Below are 21,103 nucleotides of genomic sequence, written 5' to 3' on the forward strand. Positions count from 1 at the left end.
TTCACCACTCCGCAAAGCTGCCGTCGGCATGGCGCCAGACGGGGTTGCGCCAGCGGTGCCCTTGGGCGGCCATCTGGCGGACCTTGTCCCCGTTCACCTCGATGCCCAGACCCGGCCCTTGCGGGATCGTGACGAAGCCGTCGTCATAGGCAAAGACCGACGGGTCGGTCAGATAATCCAGCAGGTCGCTGCCCTGATTATAGTGGATGCCAAGCGACTGTTCCTGGATGAAGGCGTTATAGCAGACCGCGTCCAGCTGAAGGTTCGCGGCCAGCGCGACGGGTCCAAGCGGGCAGTGCAGCGCTAGCGCCACGTCATGCGCCTCGGCCATGGCGGCGATGCGATAGGTTTCGGTGATGCCGCCCGCATGGCTGGGATCGGGCTGGATGATGTCAACATAGCCGCCCTGCAGGATCGCCTTGAAATCCCACCGGGAATACAGGCGTTCCCCAAGCGCGATGGGGGTGGAGCAGTGGTTCGCGATCTCGCGCAGCGCCTCGGCATGTTCCGACAGGACGGGTTCCTCGATGAACATCAGGCGGAAGGGTTCCAGCTCACGCGCCAGAACCTTGGCCATCGGGCGATGCACCCGGCCGTGGAAATCGATGCCGATCCCGAAATCGGGGCCCATCTCCTCGCGGATGGCCTGCACGCGCTCCAGGACCTGATCGACCTTGGCGTGGCTGTCGACGAACTGCATCTCCTCGGTGCCGTTCATCTTGACGGCGGTAAAGCCCCGGTCGCCGCAATCGCGCGCCATCCGCGCGGTGTCGCCCGGACGGTCGCCGCCGATCCAGCTATAGACGCGGATGCGGTCGCGCAGCTGCCCGCCCAGCAGGGCATGGACCGGCACGCCCAGATCCTTGCCCTTGATGTCCCACAGCGCCTGATCCAGCCCCGCGATGGCCGACATGTGGATGCCGCCGCCGCGATAGAAGCCGGCGCGATACATCACCGTCCAATGGTCCTGGATCAGGCGCGGGTCGCGGCCGATCAGATAGTCCGACAGCTCCTCGACGCAGGTGGCGACAGAGGCGGCGCGGCCCTCCAGAACGGGTTCGCCCCACCCGCTGATGCCCGCGTCGGTGCTGATCTTGACGAAGCACCAGCGGGGCGGAACGATGAAGGTCTCGACGGCGGTGATTTTCATGGGCGGTCCTCAGAATTGGGGGCCTCGAAGGCGGGGGCCGCGTGCTGGCGGCCCGTCAGGAAGGCATCGGCGACCAGACGCAGCGGCGCCAGGTCCAGATCGCTGTCGCCCGCCGCGACCAGATCGCGGAAGCGGGCGTAAAGGCGGGAATATTCGCGGTTCTCTCCGGCGGTCTGCAGGCCCGGCGCGGTGAAGCGCGCGCCCCCTTCGGAGAGGGTCGCCGCGCCCGCATCGGTGTCAAAGGCGATCTGCCATGTCTCTCCCCCCGTCACGCGCCAGTCGAAATGCGCGGCGATGGGATGGCCCGCCTCCAGGCTCAGATCGGCCGCGATGGGGGTCTGGCGGTTCGCGGGCACATGCAGGTCGGCATCGACCAGCCGCACGCCGGGGATCAGCGCGGTCAGGATCGACAGCGCGTTGATGCCGGGGTCAAAGACGCCCAAGCCGCCGGGCTGCCAGATCCACTCCTGCCCCGGATGCCATTTGCGCACATCCTCGCACCAGTCGATGCGGACGGCGCGGATGCGTGTCCGGGCCAGCCAGTCGCGGGCGGTATCCACCGCCGCCGCCTCGCGCGAGTGCCAGGTGGCGTAAATCGTGACGCCCTGGCGCGCGGCCTCGGCCTCAAGGACGGCCATCTCGGACAGGGTGGCGCCGGGGGGTTTCTCCAGCATCAGGTGGCGGCCTGCGCGCAGCACCGCCATCGCCTGATCGAACCGCCCCTGCGGCGGGGTGCACAGCGACACCGCGTCCACATCACCCAGCATCTCGGCCACGTCGCGATGGTTCGCGACGCCGTCCAGTGTCGCATTGCGGCTGGCGATGGCGGTCAGCGTCACACCATCGGTCGCGGCAATGGCGGGCAGGTGCTGGGCGCGCGCGATGGTGCCCAGACCCACAAGTCCGATGCGCAGGCTCATCTCAGCCGCTGCCCGGTCTGGGCGTCGAAATAGAACGCATGTGCCGGATCAAAGGTCAGGCCGACGCTGCCGCCGCCCGCCGGGTCCAGACGCTGCGTGGTCTGCACGATCAGCTTTTCGCCCGAGGGCGCGCGCAGATGCGCGAAGGTCGTGCCGCCCAGATTCTCGGCCAGTTCCACCCGGAAAGGGCCGTCGGCAGTCAGGGTCAACGCGTCGGGGCGCAGCCCGATCTCGACCGCGCGGCCATCAGTCAGGGCGGGGCTGGTGGCGGGCAGGGTCGCGTCAAAGGCGGCCGTCACGACCTGTCCGCCCTGCACGCGCCCGGCCACGAAATTCATCGCCGGGCTGCCGATAAAGCCCGCGACAAAGCGGTTGTCGGGGTCGTCATAGAGCCGCATCGGGCTGCCCACCTGCTCGATCCGGCCCGCGCGCAGGACGACGATCTTGTCGGCCATGGTCATCGCCTCGACCTGGTCATGGGTGACATAGATCATCGTCGCGCCCAGCTCTCGGTGCAGGCGCGCGATCTCGGCGCGCATCTCGACGCGCAGCTCGGCATCCAGGTTGGACAGCGGCTCGTCGAACAGGAACACCTTGGGGCCGCGCACGATGGCGCGCCCGATCGCCACGCGCTGACGCTGACCGCCCGACAGGTTGGCGGGCTTGCGGTCCAGCAGCGGGTCAAGCTTCAGGATGCGGGCGGCCTCGGCCACTTTGGCGGCGATCTGGGCCTTGGGGTGGCCGTTCATCTTCAGGCCAAAGCCCATGTTCTGGGCGACCGTCATATGCGGATAAAGCGCATAGGTCTGGAACACCATCGCCACGCCCCGGTCGGCGGGGTCGGCATGGGTGACGTCCTGGGCCTCGATGCGGATCTCTCCGGCGCTGGTCTCCTCCAGGCCCGCGATCATCCGCAGCAGGGTCGACTTCCCGCAGCCCGAGGGGCCGACAAAGACGCAGAACTCTCCCTGATCGACCTCCAGGTCGACGCCGTGAATGACCCGCACGGGGCCGAAATCCTTGGTGACGCGGCTTAACTGGACGCCGGACATGGCAACCTCATGCTTGCTTGTGTTCGGGGAACCGCCAGGTGTCGGCGGTCGCGGCGATCTGGGCCGCTGCTTGGGTGACGGGACCGGCCAGCGCCAGCAGTTGCGCGCGGCTGGTCGTGGCCGTGGTGGTGGTGACCGAAATCGCGCCCAGCACCCGCCCGGTGCCCGACAGGATCGGTGCCGCGATGCAGGCGATGCCGATCTCGTGCTCCTCGTCGTCCAGGGCATAGCCGCGCTGGCGGATGCGAACCAGTTCTGCGCGCAGCGCCTCGGGCGTGGTCAGGGTGTTGGGCGTATGCGCGTGATAGGACTGCCGAGACAGGGCGGCGGCCAGCTTGTCCTCGGGCAGATGGGCCAGCATCGCCTTGCCCACGCCGGTGCAATAGGCGGGGCCGACCTTGCCCGATTGGGCGAACATCTCGACCGGCAGCTTGGCGTTGCGCTTGTCCACATAAAGGACCGCGCCGTTGTCCAGCTGCGCCAGATGCACCGTCTGGCCCAGATCGACCGCCAGCCGGTCCAGCACCTCCTGCGCTAGGGGCGCCAAGCTGGACTGCGCCCAGGCCGCATGGGCCAGCCGCACCAGCCGCATGCCGGGGGCATAGGTCTGGCGGTCGTCGTCATAGGCCAGCATGTCCTGATGCGTCAGCGCCTGCAGGAACCGGTACAGCGTCGCCTTGGGCAGGCCCGCCATCGGCAAGATCTCGGCAAAGCGCACCGGCCGCCCGAAGGCCGCCACCAGGTCCAGCACGGCCAGCGTGCGGCCCACGGTGCCGTCGGTCGTCTCGCGTCCCTGCCCTGTCACGGCGTCCTCCCTCGTTGTTGACAGGCTATGCGATTCGCAGCATAGTTTCAATATTCAAAACTAAGTTTCATTATGTGGAACCAAAATGGGAGGGAGACCATGGTCCATCTGAGAAAAGGGCTGGTGCTGGCGATGCTGCTGTCCACCGCCGCCCCCGCCTTTGCCAAAAGCCGGGTTCTGGTGTTCAACAGCAACGCATCCGACCCCGCCCCCAAGGCCGCGTTCGAGCAGCTGGTCGCGGATTTCGAGGCCGAGAACCCCGAGATCGACGTGCAGGTGAACACCTTCGACCACGAGGGCTACAAGACCGCGATCCGCAACTTTCTGACCGCCGATGCGCCCGATGTGGTGTTCTGGTTCGCAGGCAACCGCATGCGCCCCTTTGTCGATGCGGGCCAGTTCATGGACGTGTCGGATGTCTGGGCGGAACACGGGCTGACCGACAGCCTGTCCTCGACCCTCTCGGCGATGACCATCGACGACAAGCAATGGGGCGTGCCCTTCACCTATTATCAGTGGGGCGTCTACATGAACCGCGACGTCTATGCGCAGGTGGGCGTCGAGCCCGCCGACACATGGGAGGGGTTCCTGGCCAATTGCGAGGCGTTCAAGGCTGCGGGCATCGACTGCCTGACCACCGGGTCCAAGGCGCTGTGGCCGGTGGCGGGGCTGTTCGACTATCTGTCGCTGCGCACCAATGGTTATGACTGGCACATGCAACTGACCAACGGAGAGATCCCCTGGACCGACGACAGCGTGCGCGCGGTCTTTGCCGAATTCGAAAAGGTGCTGCCCTATGTCTCGGCCAACCATGCCGCGATCGACTGGCAGGATGCGGTGTCGAACCTGGTGCAGGGCAAGGCCGCCAACTACGTCATGGGCAATTTCGCGGTCGCCAGCTTCAAGGATGGCGGCATGACGGATGACAGCCTGGGCTTCATGTCCTTCCCCACGATCAACGCCGACATCCCCCGCGCCGAAGAGGCCCCGACCGACACGCTGCACATCCCCGCGGGCGCCAAGAACCCCGACGATGCCAAGCTGTTCCTGGCCTTTGCCGCGCGTCCCGACGTGCAGACCACGCTGAACGCGGCCCTGGGCCAGCTGCCGGTCAATGCCGAGGCGACGGTGGGCGACGACCCCTTCCTGCAGGCCGGGTTCGAGATGTTGTCCACCGCCGAGGGCGGCATCGCGCAGTTCTTTGACCGCGACGCGCCGCCGGAAATGGCCAAGGCCGGGATGGAGGGCTTCCAGGAGTTCATGGTCCGCCCCGAACGCCTGGACGCCATCCTCGAACGGCTGGAGCGTCAGCGCCAGCGCGTCTACGCCCAGTGATCCCGTCGCGGGCAGGGACGCCCCTGCCCGCGCGTTTCCCCGCAAGATGAAGGTGGCACCATGACCGCCCTGCCCGACACCCCCCCGCCGCGCCGCCGGTCCCGGCGTCAGCTGACGCCCTGGCTGTTCCTGGCGCCGGGCCTGCTGATGTTTTCGGTCTACGTGATCATCCCGATCTTTCAGTCGGTCTGGGTCAGCTTCCACGATTGGGACGGGCTGGGCCCGATGACCTGGGTCGGCCTGGCCAATTACGACGAGCTGTGGTGGGACGAGGCCTTTTATACCAGCCTGAAGAACAACGTGATCTGGCTGGCGTTGTATCTGCTGGCGGTGCCCCTTGGGCTGATGATCGCGCTGTTCCTGAACCAGACGATCCGCGGCATCCGCATCTACAAGTCGCTGTTCTTCTTTCCTTTCGTTATCAGCCAGGTGGTCGTGGGGCTGATCTTTTCGTGGTTCTATGCGCCGGGCTTCGGGCTGCTCTATGCGCTGATCGAATGGGCCACGGGCACGGGCGTCGCGATCCTGGCCGACGAACGCTTCGTCACCTACGGCATCATCGCGGCGGGCCTGTGGCCGCAGATTGCCTATTGCATGATCCTGTACCTGACCGGCCTGAACGCCGTCGCCCCCGACCAGATCGAGGCCGCGCGGCTGGACGGCGCCAAGGGCTGGCGAATGCTGTGGCATGTCGTGCTGCCGCAACTGCGCCCGGCGACCTTCATCGCCGTGGTCGTGACCGTCATCGGTGCGCTGCGCAGCTTCGATCTGGTGAGCATCATGACCTCGGGCGGGCCCTTCGGGTCGTCGCGCGTGCTGTCCTATTACATGTACGAACAGGCGCTGTCGGAATACGGCTATCGCATGGGCTACGGCGCGGCCATCGCGGTCGTCCTGTTCGCGATCATGATGATCTTCATCTCGGGCTTCATCTGGAAGATGTGGCGCGACGAGAAAGGGGCCTGACCCATGTTCCCCCGTCCCATCCAGACGATGTCCCCCGCAGCGCAGCGCACCTACAAGATCGTGCTGCCGATCATGCTGATCCTGTGGCTGCTGCCGCTGCTGGGGGTCGCGATGACCTCGGTGCGTCCGTCGGGCGATCTGGCCGCGGGCAACTATTTCGGCATCCCCTCGCGGCTGGCCTTCGAGAATTACGCCGATGTGTTCCGCAATTCGCCCCTGGCACAGTACCTTTGGAACAGCTTTCGCATCACCATCCCGGTGATGATCGGCGCGGTGGCGCTGTCCTGCCTGACCGGATTCGCGCTGGCGGTGTACAAGTTCCGCCTGTCGCTGCTGGTGTTCTTCATGTTCGTGGCGGGCAATTTCGTGCCCTTCCAGATCCTGATGGTGCCGGTGCGCGACCTGACGGTCGATCTTGGATTGTACAACACCATCACCGGGCTGGCGCTGTTCCACATCGCCTTTCAGACCGGGTTCTGCACGCTGTTCATGCGCAACTTCATCAAGGCCCTGCCGCGCGAACTGATCGAGGCCGCCCGCGTCGAAGGCGTCACAGAATGGCAGATCTTCTGGCACATCGTCCTGCCGCTGGTGCGGCCCGCCATCGCGGCGCTGTCGGTGCTGGTCTTCACCTTCATCTGGAACGATTATTTCTGGGCCATGGTGCTGACCACGGGTGCCAGCACGCAGCCGGTGACGGCGGGCCTGAACAGCCTGAACGGCCAGTGGATCGCCGCCTGGCATCTGGTCAGCGCGGGGTCCATCCTGGCCGCCCTGCCGCCCGTGCTGATGTTCTTCCTGATGCAGCGGCATTTCATCGCCGGACTGACCCTGGGCGCGGTGAAATGAGGCTGTGGCGCATCGACACGCCTGCCCAGACTATGGTCCTGGCCAGCGACGGCGGCATAGCCTGTTGCCATTACTGGGGCGCGCCCCTGCCCGGCGACACCGACCTGGACGCGCTGGTCGCGGCGGCGGCGGGCGGCATCACCGGCGGCATGCTGGACGCGCTGCCGCCCCTGTCGCTGATCCCCGAGGCGCGGCGAAGCTTTCCAGGCCAGCCGGGGTTGGTCGCGTTCCAGAACGGCCTGCCACTGGAGCCGGAGTGGCGGTTTGACGGCGCCGATCAGGGCGATGCGCTGACCCTGCACCACGTCGCGCCGGGCCTGCGGCTGGACATCACCATCCGCGCGATGGATCACGGGCTGATCGGCCTGTCCGCGCGGCTGTCGTCCGACGCGGCGCTGACGCTGCACCATCTGGCGCTGGCCCTGCCGGTGCCTGCGCATCTGACCCAGCTGACCGAACTGGCGGGCCGCTGGACGCGCGAATTCCAGCCGGTGACCAGCACGCTGGACCACGGCGCGCGCCTGCGCGATGCGCGCACGGGCCGGTCGGGACACGAACATCCGCCGCATCTGTGGCTGACCGCGCCCGGCACCACCAACACCGGCGGAGAGGCCGTGGCCCTGCATTACGGATGGTCCGGCGGCCACCGCATGCTGGTCGAGGCCCTGCCCGAAGGCCGCCGCCAGATCCAGCTGGGCCATTGCTCAGGGTCCGAACGCGCGCCCGGCACGGTGTTCCAGACCGCAGAGATCTGGCTGGCCCGCGGCGATGCGGGCCTGAACAGCGTGGCGATCCCCTTCCAGCGCGCGATCCGCGACGCCCTGCCGCCCGCGCGCCAGCCCCGCCCGGTGCATTACAACGGGTGGGAGGCGATCTATTTCCGCCATGACGCGGCCGAGCTGTCCGACATCGCCGAACGCGCGGCGGCCCTGGGGGCCGAGCGGTTCGTGCTGGACGACGGCTGGTTCGGACAGCGCGACGACGACACCTCGTCCCTGGGCGATTGGGCCATCGACCCGCGCAAGCATCCCCACGGATTCCAGCCGCTGATCGACAAGATCCACGCCCTGAACATGCGCTTTGGCCTGTGGTTCGAGCCTGAGATGATCAACGAGGACAGCGACCTCTATCGCGCCCATCCGGACTGGGTGCTGGGGCCGGCGGACCAGATCCGGGGCCGCAACCAGCTGCATCTGGACATGACCCGCGACGATGTGCGCGACCACCTGTTCCACCGCGTCGGCGGCATCCTGGGCACGTGGGACATCGACTATGTCAAATGGGACCACAACCGCCTGACGCCCTATCCCGACGCGGGCCAGACGCGGGGCGTCTATGCGCTGTTCGACCGGCTGCGCGCGGCCCACCCGCAGGTGGAATTCGAAAGCTGCGCATCGGGCGGCGGCCGCATCGACGCGGGCATCCTGACCCGCTGCGGCCGCGTCTGGCTGTCCGACAGCAATGACGCGATCGAACGGCTGCGCATCCAGCATCACGCCGCGATGCTGCTGCCCGCCTGCGTCACGGGCAGCCATGTGGGCCCGCGCGACTGCCACACCTCGGGGCGGGTGCTGCCCATGGCCTTGCGCGCCTGGACGGCGGCACAGCGCCACATGGGCTTCGAGATGGACCCGCGCGAACTGACCGAACCCGAGGCCGAGACCCTGACCCGCGTCACCGCCTGGTGGAAGGCCAATCGCGACTGGATGATGGCGGGCGACATCTGGCGGCTGGACCGCCCCGCGGGCGCCCTGGCCGAGATGCAGATGGCCGCGGACGGCCATCGCCTGGTCGTCTTTGCCGCCCAGATCGACGCGCCCGTGGCGGTGCAGCCGCCGCCCTTGCGCCTGACCGGGCTGGACCCGGCGGCGCAGTATCGTCTGACGATGCTGGAACATCCGCGCGGGCATCCCAGTTCCGTGGTGGCGCTGTCGCGGGGGCCGGTGACCCTGCCCGGCGCGGCGCTGATGGCGAATGGGGTTGCCCTGCCGCCCGCGTTCCCGCAGACCATCGCCGTCATCGAAGGGGTGAAACTGTGACGATAGACTGGATCGCCGCCGATTGGGGCACCACCAACCTGCGCCTGTGGGCCATGTCCGGCCGCAGCCCGGTCGAGGCCCGCAGCAGCGACCAGGGCATGGCCAGCCTGACCCCCGATCAATTCGCACGCGTGCTGGCGCAGGCGACCGATGGCTGGCCCGCCGTCCCGGTCATCGCCTGCGGCATGGTCGGCTCACGCCAGGGCTGGGTCGAGGCCCCCTATGCCGCCGTCCCCTGCCCCGCCACCCCGCGCATGGTCGCGGTGCCCGGCGATCCGGGCGGGCGCCCGGTGCGCATCGTCTGCGGCATCCGCCAGGACGCCCCCGCCGACGTGATGCGCGGAGAGGAGACCCAGATCGCGGGTCTTCTGGCGCTGTCCCCGGACTTCGACGGCATCGCCTGCCTGCCCGGCACGCATACGAAATGGGTCCGCATTTCCGCCGGAGAGATCTGCAACTTCAAGAGCTTCATGACCGGAGAGATCTTCGGCCTGCTGGCGGAACAGTCGGTCCTGCGCCATTCGGTGGGCACGGGCGCCTGCGATCCGGCGGTGTTCCGGGGCGCGGTCTCGGACGCGATGGCGCGGCCCGAACGCGGCTATGCCGGGCTGTTCCAGCTGCGCGCGGAATCGCTGCTGGCGGATCTGGACCCGGCCACGGCCCGCGCCCGCCTGTCCGGCACGCTGATCGGGTGGGAGCTGGCCGCCGCCCGCCCCTGGTGGCTTGGCTGCGACGTGACCATCATCGGCGCGCCCGCGCTGTCGGCGCTCTATGCCGAGGCGCTGACGGCGCAGGGGCTGGCGCCCGCGCGCATGTCCGTGGCCGACGCGACCCTGGCGGGCCTGGCCGCCGCCCATCGCCAATTCCTGCAAGGATGATCCCATGTCCCGCCCCCTGATCGCCATCCTGCGCGGCCTGACCCCGCAAGACGCCCCCGCCATCGGCCGCGCCCTGATCGACGCCGGCATCACCCGGCTGGAGGTGCCGCTGAACTCTCCCGACCCGCTGGACAGCATCGCGCGTCTGGTGCGCGATTTTGGCGACGTGGCGCAGATCGGCGCGGGCACCGTGCTGACGCCCGACCAGGTCACGCAGGTGGCCGATGCGGGGGGCCGGATGGTGCTGTCGCCCAATTGCGACGCGACCGTGATCCGCGCCACCGTGGCCGCAGGGATGGCCAGCTATCCCGGCGTCATGACCCCGTCCGAGGCCTTTGCCGCGCTGGCGGCGGGCGCGACGGGGCTGAAGCTGTTTCCCGGAGAGCTGATCGGCCCCACGGGCCTGCGCGCCATGCGGGCGGTGCTGCCCCAGGGCACGGAATGCTGGGCGGTGGGCGGGGTGTCCGCGGATACCATGGCCGACTGGCGGCGCGCGGGGGCGGCGGGGTTCGGCATCGGATCGGCGCTGTACAAACCCGGCGATGATGCGGCCACGGTCGCGGACAAGGCCCGCGCGATGGTCGCGGCATGGGAGGCATCGGCATGATCTTTGACCCCACCCCCTGCACCCTGGGCGAGGGCGCGCTGTGGCATCCCGACCGCAACGCCCTGATCTGGTTCGACATCATCCAGAAACGCCTGTTCCTGAAACCCCAGGACGGCGCGCGCCAGCACTGGGATTTCCCCGACCACGTCTCGGCGGCGGGGCTGGTGGACCGCGACCGCATCGTCGTGGCCTCGGCCCGGGCGCTGTCGCTGTTCGATCTGCGCGATGGGACCAGCACGCCGCTGGTGCCGCTGGAGGCCGACAACCCGGTGACGCGCAGCAATGATGGCCGCGCCGATCCGCAGGGCGGGTTCTGGATCGGCACGATGGGGCTGAACGCCGAACCGGGCGCCGGGTCGATCTGGCGGTACCACAGGGGCGAATTGCGCCGCCTGTTCCCGGCCATCACCATCACCAACGCCATCTGCTTTTCCCCCGAGGGCGATCTGGCGCATTTCGCCGATACCGACCGGTCGATGATCTGGCAGGTCCGGCTGGATCGCGACGGCTGGCCCCTGGGCGACCCGCAGCCCTTCATTGACCTGTCGGCCGAAGGGCTGAACCCCGACGGCGCGGTGATCGACAGCGAAGGCGGGCTGTGGTCGGCGCAATGGGGCGCGTCCCGCGTCGCGCGCTATGACCGTCAGGGGCGGTTCGACCGGGCGATCGTGCTGCCCGCGCGGCACGTGTCCTGCCCGGCCTTCGGCGGGGCCAGCCTGACGACGCTGTTCGCGACCTCGGCGCGTCAGGGGCTGGACGATCCGCAGGCGGGCGACGGCTGCACCTTCGCGGTCCCGGCAGGCGTCGCGGGACAGCCCGAACATCGGGTGATCCTGTGCTGAGGGTCGCCCACCTGCCCGTTCCTCGGGCAGGCACGCATGGGCTGTTGCCGCGCTGCGGCAGGGGCAGCGGTTCGGAAAAATGCGCGGAACATGACTATGGCATTGATCTTGGGCCTGCCGTAAACCGGCAGCGACGGTGCCATGGGTGCCAAAAGCGTAAGTGCTGAGTGACAAGAGGGACGGCCATGACCAAACGGGCGCTGATTACCGGAATTACCGGGCAGGACGGAAGCTATCTGGCCGAACTGCTTATGGAAAAGGGCTATGAGGTCCACGGAATCAAACGCCGGTCGTCCTCGCTGAACACGCAGCGCATCGACCATATCTATCAGGACCCCCATGCCGACAACGCGCGCATGTTCCTGCATTACGGCGACCTGGGCGACACCTCCTCGGTGATGCGCATCATGGCCGATGTCAAACCCGACGAGGTCTATAACCTGGGCGCGCAGTCCCATGTCGCAGTCAGTTTCGCCACCCCCGAATACACCGCCAACGTGGACGCCATCGGCACGCTGCGCATCCTCGAGGCGATCCGGTTTCTGGGGCTGGAGGAGAAGACCCGCTTCTACCAGGCCTCGACCTCCGAGCTCTATGGCCTGGTCCAGGAGATCCCGCAGCGCGAGACGACGCCCTTCTATCCGCGATCGCCCTATGCGGTGGCCAAGATGTATGCCTATTGGATCGCGGTGAATTATCGCGAGGCCTATGGGATCTATGCCTGCAACGGTATCCTGTTCAACCACGAATCCCCCCGCCGCGGAGAGACCTTCGTCACGCGCAAGATCACCCGCGGTCTGGCCAATATCGCCCAGGGGCTGGAGGATTGCCTTTACATGGGCAATATCGACGCGCTGCGGGACTGGGGTCATGCCAAGGATTACGTCCGCATGCAGTGGATGATGCTGCAGCAGGACGTGGCCGAGGATTTCGTGATCGCCACCGGGGTCCAGTATTCCGTGCGCCAGTTCATCGAATGGTCGGCGGCGCATCTGGGCATCACGCTGCGCTTTGAGGGCACGGCCGAGGCCGAGATCGGCATCGTCGAGGCGGTGACCGGCGATCAGGCCCCTGCGGTCAAGGCGGGCGACGTGATCGTGCGGATCGACCCGCGCTATTACCGCCCGACCGAGGTGGAAACCCTGCTGGGCGATCCGACCAAGGCCAAGGAAAAGCTGGGCTGGGTCCCCGAGATCACCACCCAGCAGATGTGCGAGGAGATGGTGGCCGAGGATCTGAAATCGGCCCGCCGCCACGCCCTGCTGCGCACGCATGGCTATGACATGCCCCTCTATCACGAAAGCTGAGGCCCGCCATGACGCGCATCTTTGTGGCAGGACATCGCGGCATGGTCGGCAGCGCGATCCTGCGTCAGCTGCAGGACCGCGATGGCGTCACCCTGATCACCCGCACCAGCGCCGAGCTGGACCTGACCGAACAGGCCGCCGTGCGCGCCTTCATGGCGGCGGAACGGCCCGATGCGGTGATCCTGGCCGCGGCCAAGGTGGGCGGCATCCATGCCAACAACACCTATCCGGCGGAATTCATCCACCGCAACCTGATGATCGAATGCAACGTCATCCACGAGGCCTGGGCCCATGGCGTCACGCGGCTGCTGCAGCTGGGCTCCAGCTGCATCTATCCGCGCGAGGCAGATCAGCCCATCCGCGAGGACGCCCTGCTGACCGGCCCGCTGGAGCCCACGAACGAGCCCTATGCCATCGCCAAGATCGCGGGCATCAAGCTGTGCGAAAGCTATAACCGGCAATACGGCACCGATTACCGGTCGGTGATGCCGTCGAACCTGTACGGTCCGGGCGACAATTTCGACCCAGAGAACAGCCATGTGATGCCCGCCCTGATCCGCCGCTTCCACGAGGCCGCGCGCGACGACCTGCCCGAGGTGGTGATGTGGGGCACCGGCACGCCGCGCCGCGAATTCCTGCATGTGGACGACATGGCGCGCGCCTCGCTGTTCGTGTTCGACCTGGACCGCGCCGCCTATGACGCGCAGACCGAGCCGATGCTGTCGCATCTGAACGTCGGCTCGGGCACCGACATCGCCATCGGCGAGCTGGCCGCCATGGTGGCCGAGGTCGTGGGCTATCGCGGGCGGATCACCAACGACCTGACGCGCCCCGACGGCACCATGCGCAAGCTGATGTCCTCGGACAAACTGACGGCGATGGGCTGGCGGCCGCAGGTCGCGCTGCGCGAGGGCATCGCGGATGCCTATCGCTGGTTCCTCGCACATCACGCGGGCTGAGCGCATGGCCGGGACACAGGGCAAGCTGATCGCATTCCGCGCCGACCGCATGGGCGGTCGGCTGATCGCGTTGTTGAACACGCTGCGTTTCGCGCGCAGCTATGACCTGCCCTTCGTCGTGCATTGGCGCGACAGCGACGGGCTGGGCGACGGGTCGGAACTGTTCCACCCCGATTTCGTGCGTGACCATTTCATCGACAAGCCGACCTATCGCCAGATGAAGGAAAGCGCGACCGCCATCGGCACCGTGATCCACAGCCAGACCCGTGAGGCCTTCCTGCAGCATCTGGAGGGCGGCATGCACGTGCTGCTGGACCCGCCCTTCGACGTGCTGCGCCTGCCCTTCGAGGACGAGGCGCAGGTCGCGCGGACCTTCCGCGCCGTGGTCGACGACCTGCCGCTGAACCCGGTTCTGGCGCAGCATCTGGACGCGCTGCGCGACCAGCTGCGCGACGGGCGGCGGACGGTGTCCTATCACATCCGCCGGGGCGATCTGACCAGCGACATGCGCGCCATGAACCGCGCCTGGCCGAACAAGTTCGTCCCCGACGAGTTCTTCGAGACCCATATCCGCGCCAATCTGGAGGGCGACGGCACCCGCACCATCCTGTTCAGCGACAATCAGGCCGTGCTGGACCGCTATACCGCGATGTTCCCCGGCCTGCTGACCTTCGCGCGCATCGCCGATACCAGCGCCCTGACCGAGGTGCAGCGCGACGCGCTGGAGCTGTTCGCGATGTCGCTGTCTGACCTGATCGTGGCGCCGCCCTCGTCGGCCTTCAGCTCGACCGCCAAGACCATCGGCGGCGGCGATTTCCGCGACGTCGAATCCCAGATCACCCCCGAGGCCCGCCACGAGGCGCTGGACCTGCTGGCCGCCCGTCTGCGCGACGAGCCGCACCTGTTCGCCAACGAGGGCGAGATCGGCCAGTATCTGGTCTATGCCTGCGAGCATCTGGTCAAGACCGGGCGCCGGGCCAAATTCATCCGCATCGCCCGCCAGCATATCGAGGGCGGGCTGAACATCGCCTTCGTCCACGCGATGACCGTCCGCGAGATGTATTTCGACGGCCAGTATCAGCAGATCTGCGACATGCGCGCCGCCATCGACCGCGGCTTTGTCGCGTTTCAGCGCAGCTTTGCGCAGGTCGCGCTGTATCACGGGCTGGCGCTGTTGATGCTGGGCCGCAGGCAGGCGGGGCTGCAGCAGATCACCTCGGCCTTCTGGCACGAGCCGGTGGAGGGAGAGATCAATGCCCTGGCGGGCCTGTTGCGCGCCCAGGGCGATTTCGACGACAGCAACTTTTGGATCACCGACCCCGAGATCGAGCGGCTGTTCCCCAACCGCTTCGTCGTCGATCACGTCCGCAACTATTACACCCCGCTGATCGACGCGGGCGTGCTGGGGTTCGAACGGATGGTGCCCACCAACCGGGTGATGGTCTGGGAATGGCCCGATTTCACCCGCTCCGACCTGCGCGGGCATTACAAGTTCCGCGGCCATTTCCGCACCATCCTGCGGATTCTGGAACGCCGGGTCTGGTCGCCCGACCTCAAGCCGCATTTCGACAGCTTCACCGGCATGATCGCGCTGCGCGAGGGCGATCTGGACCAGGCCGAAACCATGCTGACCGAGGCCATCGCCGCCAAACCGCAGATCGCCATCTTTCACAAGCGTCTGGCCGAGCTGCGCCACGAACAGGACCGCCACCTGGAGGCCCTGGCCGCCATGGACGAGGCGATCCGCCTGGCGCCGCGCGCCTCGATCCTGCGCGCGCTCAGGGCGCTGTTCCAGATGCGCGCCGGCGACACGCCCGGCGCGGCCGAGGCGCTGGTCGCCCTGATGGACGAGGGGCGGCTGCTGTTCCCGTCGATCCTGTTCCTGGCGGCCGATGCCGCGCAGGCGGCGGACCGGGTGCCCGACGCCATCCGCCTGCTGGAACGCGGGCTGGCGCTGGCGCCGCTGAACTGGCGGCGGCAATGCGACCTGGCGCAGATGAAGGCCGATCAGGGCGACGATGCGGGCGCACGGGCGGTGCTGGACTGGACGCTGCAATGGGCGGACGACCACCCGCCGCTGGTCATGCTGAACACCGACCTGCTGATCCGCGCCGGTCAGCGCGACGAGGCCCTTAGCCGCCTGCAGCGGCTGATCAAACGCTATCCCGACAAGCAGCAATATGCCCGTCGCCACGCCCGGCTCAGCAAGGGCTGACAAAAGGGTGGCGTTCCGCATCAGCCAATGGAATACCACCCCGCATGAGCGATAACAGCCCCCCCCGCGGACGCGTGCATCTGCTGGTCTTTTCGGACGGCACGCAGCCCTATCACGACAATGCCCGGTTCCTCTGCGACAGCGCGGCGGGGGCGGGTTTCGACAGCGCGATCCATTACACCGCCGACCGGCTGGAGGCCGACGGCTTCTGGGACGCCAACCCCACCGTGCCCCGCGACGGGCGCGGCGTGGCCTTTGGCGCGTGGCGGCCCTTCGTGGTGCGTCAGATGCTGTCCCAGGTCGGGCCCGACGACGTCGTCGTCCATCACGACACCGGCAGCCACGCGCCCGGCGCGCTGCGCGGCCTGCCGGCCCTGCCCGACCGGCTGCTGGCGCTGTGCCGTGCCGCGCCGCAGGGCTTTGTGCATGGCAGCGCATCCGCCTGGTCCGCGCAGGAGCATCTGACCAAGCGCGACGCCCTGACCCTGCTGGAGGCCGACACCCCCGAGGCCCGCCAGGCGCCCTTCATCCATGCCAGCCCGCTGTTCTATCGCCCGACCCCGGACGCGCTGGCCTTTCTGGACGATTGGATGCAGGCCTGCGCCGATCCGCGCCTGCTGACCGATCAGCCCGACCAGACCGGCAATCCGAACCCCCTTATGCGCCGCCACCTGCATGCCGAGGCCATCGCCTCGGTCCTGGTCCACCAGTCCGGCGCGGCCTATCTGGACCTGCACGGTGCCGCCCCCGACATGCTGGAAAGCCAGCGCCGCCGCATGGCGCCCATCGCCACGCCCTCGGCCCATCTGGCGGTGATCGGGGGTGTCATCCAGCGCTTGCAGGCGCAGGGCGACGACGGCGTCATCGACGCGATGATCCCCGCCCTGACCGGCGCCCCCCCGCGCCAGGTGCCCCGCAACCGCCCCAGCCCAATCGTGCTGCGCGAGGCCACGACCCTGGCCACCCAAGGCGGCGGCGCAATCTGCCGCGACCATCTGCAGCATGTGGTCAGCCAGAACCGCATCCTGGCCGCCCGCCTGCACGGCCTCAAGGACGCATTCGAGCTGGAGCAGGACTTCTGGCGTACCGCCACCGCCCATGTGAACCTGCAGCTGGCCGACCGCGCGATCGAGGGCGTGCCCGTCGCCCCCGACGATCTGCCCGCGATGGTCCACCAGGCGCTGCGCCAGACCCTGGACGACATGGCCGACCTGGCAACCGTGCTGATGGCCGCCTGTGTCTGGGCGCGCATGGCCACCCCTGCGCGCGACGCGTTCAAGGCCGCCCATGGCACCCATCGCGACGGGCCGGGCCACGGGGCGATGCTGCGGCTGGTCGATGCGCTGGCCGCGCAAGGCTTTCCCGACCCCGCGCTGGAGCAGTCCGGCGATATCGAGCGGTTCGACCGCCAGCTGAACGACCTGGTCGTCCAGTGGCTGGACGGCGCGACCTGAGGCCGGCGTGACCCGGTCCTCCACCCCCCGCACGGCCCTGGGGCGCGGCTTGATCGCCTGGCTGGACCGGCGGACGCCCGGGGTGGGGCTGGTGGTGGGGGCGCTGTTCGTGGCCGCCGCCCTGACCCCCAGCCTGATCCCCCGCAGCCCCGACATCCAAGGCATCCTGGCAGGCACCAGCTTTGCCGCCGGATATGGCGCGACGGTCGCGGCGGGGATGCTGTGGCGCTATCTGCAGCTGCCCGGCCTGCCCGACCGGCAGGCGCGCATCGTGGTGCCGCTGATGGGGCTGGGCGCGCTGGCGATCATCCTGGTGTTCCTGGCGCGCTCGACCCGCTGGCAGAACGACATCCGCGCCGCCATGGCCCTGCCTCCGTCCGAAGGCGCCGCGCCTCTGATCGTGGCGGGCCACGGCATCGTGGTCGCCGCCGCCCTGCTGATCGTGGCCAAGCTGCTGGCGGCGCTGGTCCGGCTGGTCAGCCGCCACATCGCGCGGGTCCTGCCGCCCCGCCCGGCGCGAGTCCTGGGCATCGTCATCACGCTGTTTCTGGCCCAGCAGGTGTTCAGCGGCGTCCTGCTGCGCGGCGTGGTGCGCAGCATCGACACCAGCGCGCAGGCGCTGGACGCGCTGATCCCGGCCGACCTGACGCCCCCCACCGGGGCGTTCCAGCCCGGCGGCCCCGGATCGCTGGTCGCCTGGCAGGATCTGGGCCGCGAGGGGCGGATCTTTGTCGCAAACACCCCCGACCCCGACAGCCTGACGGCGGTGACGGGCCGCCCCGCGCGCCAGCCCCTGCGCGTCTATGTCGGCCTGAACGCCGCCCCCACGCTGGAGGCCCGCGCCGCCCTGGCCGCGCGCGAACTGGAGCGGGCGGGCGGGTTCGAACGCGCCACGCTGGTCGTGGCCATGCCCACCGGCACCGGCTGGATGGACCCCGCCGCGATCGAGCCGCTGGAGATGCTGAACCACGGCGACGTGGCCACCGTGGCGCTGCAATATTCCTATCTGCAAAGCTGGATCTCGCTGCTGGTCCAGCCTGATTACGCGACCGATGCCGGGCGCGCGCTGTTCGCCGCCGTCCACCGCCTGTGGCTGGAACGCCCGCCCGAGGCGCGCCCGCGCCTCTATCTCTACGGTCTCAGCCTGGGCGCGCATGCCTCGCAGCAATCGCTGCGCCTGCACGAGATGCTGGACCGGCCCGTCGATGGCGCGCTCTGGGTCGGGCCGCCCTTCGTCAGCCCGCTGTGGCAGACGCTGACGGCGGAGCGCGACCCCGGTTCCCCCGCCTGGCTGCCGCAGCTGACCACCGGAGAGGTCGTGCGCTTTACCGACGGGCGGCGCGACGATATCGGCGACGGGCCCTGGGGCCGGGTGCGCATCGTCTATCTGCAATATGGCAGCGACCCGATCGTGTTCTTCCGCCCCGACAGCGGGTTCCGCCCACCCGGCTGGCTGGCCTATCCCCGCGCGCCCGAAGTCTCGGACGCGCTGCGCTGGTATCCCATCGTGACCCAGCTGCAGCTGGCCTTCGACATGGCCATCGCGCTGGAGGTGCCGATGGGTCACGGGCACCTTTACTCCTATGTCGATCACATCGACCCCTGGCTGGCGGTGACCGACCCGCCGGGCTGGGATGCCGACCGGCTGGCCGCGCTGCGGGCGCATTTCCGCGCCCGCGAACAGGCTCTGGCCGCGCCCTAAAAGGCGATCTGCACCTTCATCGCCCGGCTGCGGTCCGAGGCGAGGGCGAACCCCTCGACCGCGCGCTCCAGCGGCACGGTATGGCTGATCAGCGGCGTCACGTCGATCAGCCCCTGCCGCATCAGCGCGATGCCGGTCGCGAACTCGTCGTGAAAGCGGAAGCTGCCGCGCAGGTCCAGCTCCTTGGCGGTGATGGCCATCATCGGCAGGCTCATGTCGCCCCCCAGGCCCAGCTGCAGCACGACGCCCCTCGGGCGCATCGCGCCGATGCCTGCGACCAGCGCGGGCTGCGCGCCGGTGCATTCATAAAGCACGTCGAAATGCCCCTTGTCCGCGCCATATCCGGCCAGACCCTCCGGGTCGCGGGCCAGGTTCACGGTCAGGTCCGCCCCCACCTGCCGCGCCAGATCCAGCGTGTAATCCGACAGATCCGCCGCCACGATCTGCGCCGCCCCCGCCCGCCGCGCGGCCAGCACCGACAACAGCCCGATGGGACCGCAGCCCGTGACCAGCACCCGCGCGCCCAGCATCGGCCCCGCCCGCCCCGTGGCATGCAGCGTGACGGCCAGCGGCTCGGCCATGGCGGCCTGTCCCGGGGTCAGCCCGGTCGCATCCACGCATTGCGCCACATCCGCCACCAACAGCTGCCGGAATGCGCCCTGCACATGCGGAAACGGCATGGCCGAGCCATAGAACCGCATGTTCAGGCAGTGATTGGGCAGCCCTTCGCGGCAGAACCGGCACCCCCCGCAAGGCCGCGACGGAGACACCGCAACCAGCTGGCCGGGCGCAAACCCGGTGACGCCCTCGCCCAGGGCCTCGACATGGGCCGAGACCTCATGGCCCAGGATCATCGGCTCTTTCAACCGGATCGCGCCGAAACCGCCATGGTTGACGTAGTGCAGATCCGACCCGCAGATCCCCCCGGCGGCCAGGCGCAGCAGCAGTTGGCCGGGACCGGGCGCGGGGTCGGGACGCTCTTCCAGGCGCAGATCGCCTGCGGCATGGATGACCAGCGCGCGCATCACGCCACCTCACTGGGCAGGGCGCGGCCCGCGAAATGCGCGGCCAGATTGTCGCGCAACAGCTGTCCCATGGCGCGGCGCGTCTCGACCGTGCCGCTGGCGTGATGGGGTTGCAGGACCACATTGCGCAGCGCCAGAAAGCGCGGGTTCAGTGCCGGTTCCCCCTCGAACACGTCCAGCGCGGCCCCTGCGATGCGCCCCCCTTCCAGCGCCTCCAACAGCGCGTCCTCATCCAGGTTGGCGGCGCGCGAGATATTGACCAGCATGCCATCGGCCCCGAGCGCCTCCAGCACGCGGGCATCGACGATATGGCGCGTCTCGGGCGTGGCCGACAGGGCCATGACCAGCAGGTCCGACTGCTGCGCCAGGCTCACCGCATCGGGCAGGAAGGTCCAGCCGTGGGGTGCGTCCGCCTTGGGCGCGCGGCCCGAATAGGCGATGGGCATGCCGAATGCCGCCAACCTCTGCGCCACGGCCATGCCGATCCGGCCCAGCCCCAGGATGCCCGCGCGCCGCCCCGACAGCCGCCGCTGCAGCGGATAGCCGCCCTGCGCCGCCCAGGACCCGTCGCGGACCCAGGCCTCGGCCCCGATCATGCCGCGCGACAGGGCCAGCGCCATGCCGACGCCCAGATCGGCGACATCCTCGGTCAGCACGTCGGGCGTATTGGTCACCCGGATGCCCCGCGCCCGCGCCGCCGCCAGATCGACCGCATCGGTGCCCACGCCATAGACGCTGATCACCTCCAGCCGCGGGCAGGCGGCGATCAGGGCGGCATCCGCGCCCAGCTCTCCGCGCGTGGCGATGGCGCGCACCTGCGCGCCGTGCTGGGCCAGGAAGGCCGCGCGGTCGGGGGCCTCGAACAGGCGGTGCATGGTGAACATCTGCTCCAGCGGCTCCTGATCCCATGCGGGATAGGGGCCCATCTGCAGGATCTGGGGTCGCGACATTGGTCCTCCGGCGGCTTGACAGGCTTTGTTAACGATACCATAGTGACG

18 protein-coding genes are annotated in these 21,103 nt (G+C 68.7%); 12 read left to right on the forward strand and 6 right to left on the reverse strand.

The genetic code is table 11. From position 1 onward, the window contains the following. Position 1: 1 nt before the first annotated feature. The 4 genes from dgoD to ABS73_RS13570 are packed head-to-tail and all read right to left on the reverse strand — an operon-like array spanning position 2 to position 3,927. Entirely contained in the window at positions 2 to 1,150 is a 1,149-nt protein-coding gene (gene dgoD, locus ABS73_RS13555) for a galactonate dehydratase (RefSeq protein WP_277023820.1), read from the reverse strand. Continuing rightward, positions 1,147 to 2,070 (reverse strand): Gfo/Idh/MocA family protein, encoded by a 924-nt coding sequence (locus tag ABS73_RS13560; protein WP_277023817.1) that lies wholly within the window; start codon positions 2,068 to 2,070, stop codon positions 1,147 to 1,149. The genes dgoD and ABS73_RS13560 overlap by 4 nt, the downstream gene beginning before the upstream one ends. After that, complete coding sequence (locus tag ABS73_RS13565; RefSeq protein ID WP_277023815.1) at positions 2,067 to 3,122, reverse strand: ABC transporter ATP-binding protein; 1,056 nt, start codon at positions 3,120 to 3,122, stop codon at positions 2,067 to 2,069. The genes ABS73_RS13560 and ABS73_RS13565 overlap by 4 nt, the downstream gene beginning before the upstream one ends. Positions 3,123 to 3,129: 7 nt before the next feature. After that, positions 3,130 to 3,927, reverse strand: coding sequence for an IclR family transcriptional regulator (locus ABS73_RS13570; protein WP_277023814.1), 798 nt, complete (start codon positions 3,925 to 3,927; stop codon positions 3,130 to 3,132). Positions 3,928 to 4,026: 99 nt separating this feature from the next. Between ABS73_RS13570 and ABS73_RS13575 the strand changes: the two genes are divergently transcribed. From ABS73_RS13575 to ABS73_RS13630, 12 genes are all read left to right on the forward strand, one after another. After that, a complete protein-coding gene (locus tag ABS73_RS13575) occupies positions 4,027 to 5,262 on the forward strand; it encodes an ABC transporter substrate-binding protein (RefSeq protein WP_277023812.1) in 1,236 nt (411 codons plus the stop codon). 60 nt (positions 5,263 to 5,322) lie between these two features. Next, positions 5,323 to 6,228: a carbohydrate ABC transporter permease gene (locus ABS73_RS13580; protein WP_277023811.1), complete on the forward strand. Its 906-nt coding sequence runs from the start codon at positions 5,323 to 5,325 to the stop codon at positions 6,226 to 6,228. A gap of 3 nt (positions 6,229 to 6,231) precedes the next feature. Then, a complete protein-coding gene (locus tag ABS73_RS13585) occupies positions 6,232 to 7,077 on the forward strand; it encodes a carbohydrate ABC transporter permease (RefSeq protein WP_277023808.1) in 846 nt (281 codons plus the stop codon). After that, on the forward strand, positions 7,074 to 9,116 hold the full coding sequence (locus ABS73_RS13590) for an alpha-galactosidase (RefSeq protein ID WP_277023805.1): 2,043 nt from the start codon (positions 7,074 to 7,076) through the stop codon (positions 9,114 to 9,116). Before ABS73_RS13585 ends, ABS73_RS13590 begins: the two co-directional genes overlap by 4 nt. After that, complete coding sequence (locus tag ABS73_RS13595; RefSeq protein WP_277023804.1) at positions 9,113 to 9,994, forward strand: 2-dehydro-3-deoxygalactonokinase; 882 nt, start codon at positions 9,113 to 9,115, stop codon at positions 9,992 to 9,994. Before ABS73_RS13590 ends, ABS73_RS13595 begins: the two co-directional genes overlap by 4 nt. Positions 9,995 to 9,998: 4 nt before the next feature. Beyond that, positions 9,999 to 10,601, forward strand: coding sequence for a 2-dehydro-3-deoxy-6-phosphogalactonate aldolase (locus ABS73_RS13600; protein WP_277023802.1), 603 nt, complete (start codon positions 9,999 to 10,001; stop codon positions 10,599 to 10,601). Further along, positions 10,598 to 11,443 carry an SMP-30/gluconolactonase/LRE family protein gene (locus tag ABS73_RS13605; protein ID WP_277023800.1) on the forward strand — a complete coding sequence of 282 codons (846 nt, stop codon included), beginning with the start codon at positions 10,598 to 10,600 and terminating at the stop codon, positions 11,441 to 11,443. The genes ABS73_RS13600 and ABS73_RS13605 overlap by 4 nt, the downstream gene beginning before the upstream one ends. A gap of 185 nt (positions 11,444 to 11,628) precedes the next feature. Then, entirely contained in the window at positions 11,629 to 12,750 is a 1,122-nt protein-coding gene (gene gmd, locus ABS73_RS13610) for a GDP-mannose 4,6-dehydratase (RefSeq protein WP_277023798.1), read from the forward strand. 8 nt (positions 12,751 to 12,758) lie between these two features. Next, positions 12,759 to 13,709, forward strand: coding sequence for a GDP-L-fucose synthase (gene fcl, locus ABS73_RS13615; RefSeq protein ID WP_277023796.1), 951 nt, complete (start codon positions 12,759 to 12,761; stop codon positions 13,707 to 13,709). A gap of 4 nt (positions 13,710 to 13,713) precedes the next feature. Further along, positions 13,714 to 15,924 (forward strand): tetratricopeptide repeat protein, encoded by a 2,211-nt coding sequence (locus ABS73_RS13620; RefSeq protein ID WP_277023794.1) that lies wholly within the window; start codon positions 13,714 to 13,716, stop codon positions 15,922 to 15,924. 44 nt (positions 15,925 to 15,968) lie between these two features. Next, complete coding sequence (locus ABS73_RS13625; protein ID WP_277023792.1) at positions 15,969 to 17,378, forward strand: hypothetical protein; 1,410 nt, start codon at positions 15,969 to 15,971, stop codon at positions 17,376 to 17,378. Positions 17,379 to 17,385: 7 nt separating this feature from the next. Beyond that, on the forward strand, positions 17,386 to 19,080 hold the full coding sequence (locus ABS73_RS13630; RefSeq protein WP_277023790.1) for an alpha/beta hydrolase: 1,695 nt from the start codon (positions 17,386 to 17,388) through the stop codon (positions 19,078 to 19,080). On the opposite strand, the gene ABS73_RS13635 is transcribed toward ABS73_RS13630, so the two are convergent. Further along, entirely contained in the window at positions 19,077 to 20,105 is a 1,029-nt protein-coding gene (locus ABS73_RS13635) for an L-idonate 5-dehydrogenase (RefSeq protein ID WP_277023789.1), read from the reverse strand. The two genes, ABS73_RS13630 and ABS73_RS13635, sit on opposite strands and share 4 nt — an antisense overlap. Further along, positions 20,105 to 21,055, reverse strand: coding sequence for a 2-hydroxyacid dehydrogenase (locus tag ABS73_RS13640; protein ID WP_277023788.1), 951 nt, complete (start codon positions 21,053 to 21,055; stop codon positions 20,105 to 20,107). Before ABS73_RS13640 ends, ABS73_RS13635 begins: the two co-directional genes overlap by 1 nt. Positions 21,056 to 21,103 lie beyond the last annotated feature (48 nt).

Origin of the sequence: Paracoccus sp. SCN 68-21, from assembly GCF_001724535.1 — a bacterium.
GTDB classification, from domain to species: Bacteria; Pseudomonadota; Alphaproteobacteria; order Rhodobacterales; family Rhodobacteraceae; genus Paracoccus; species Paracoccus hibiscisoli.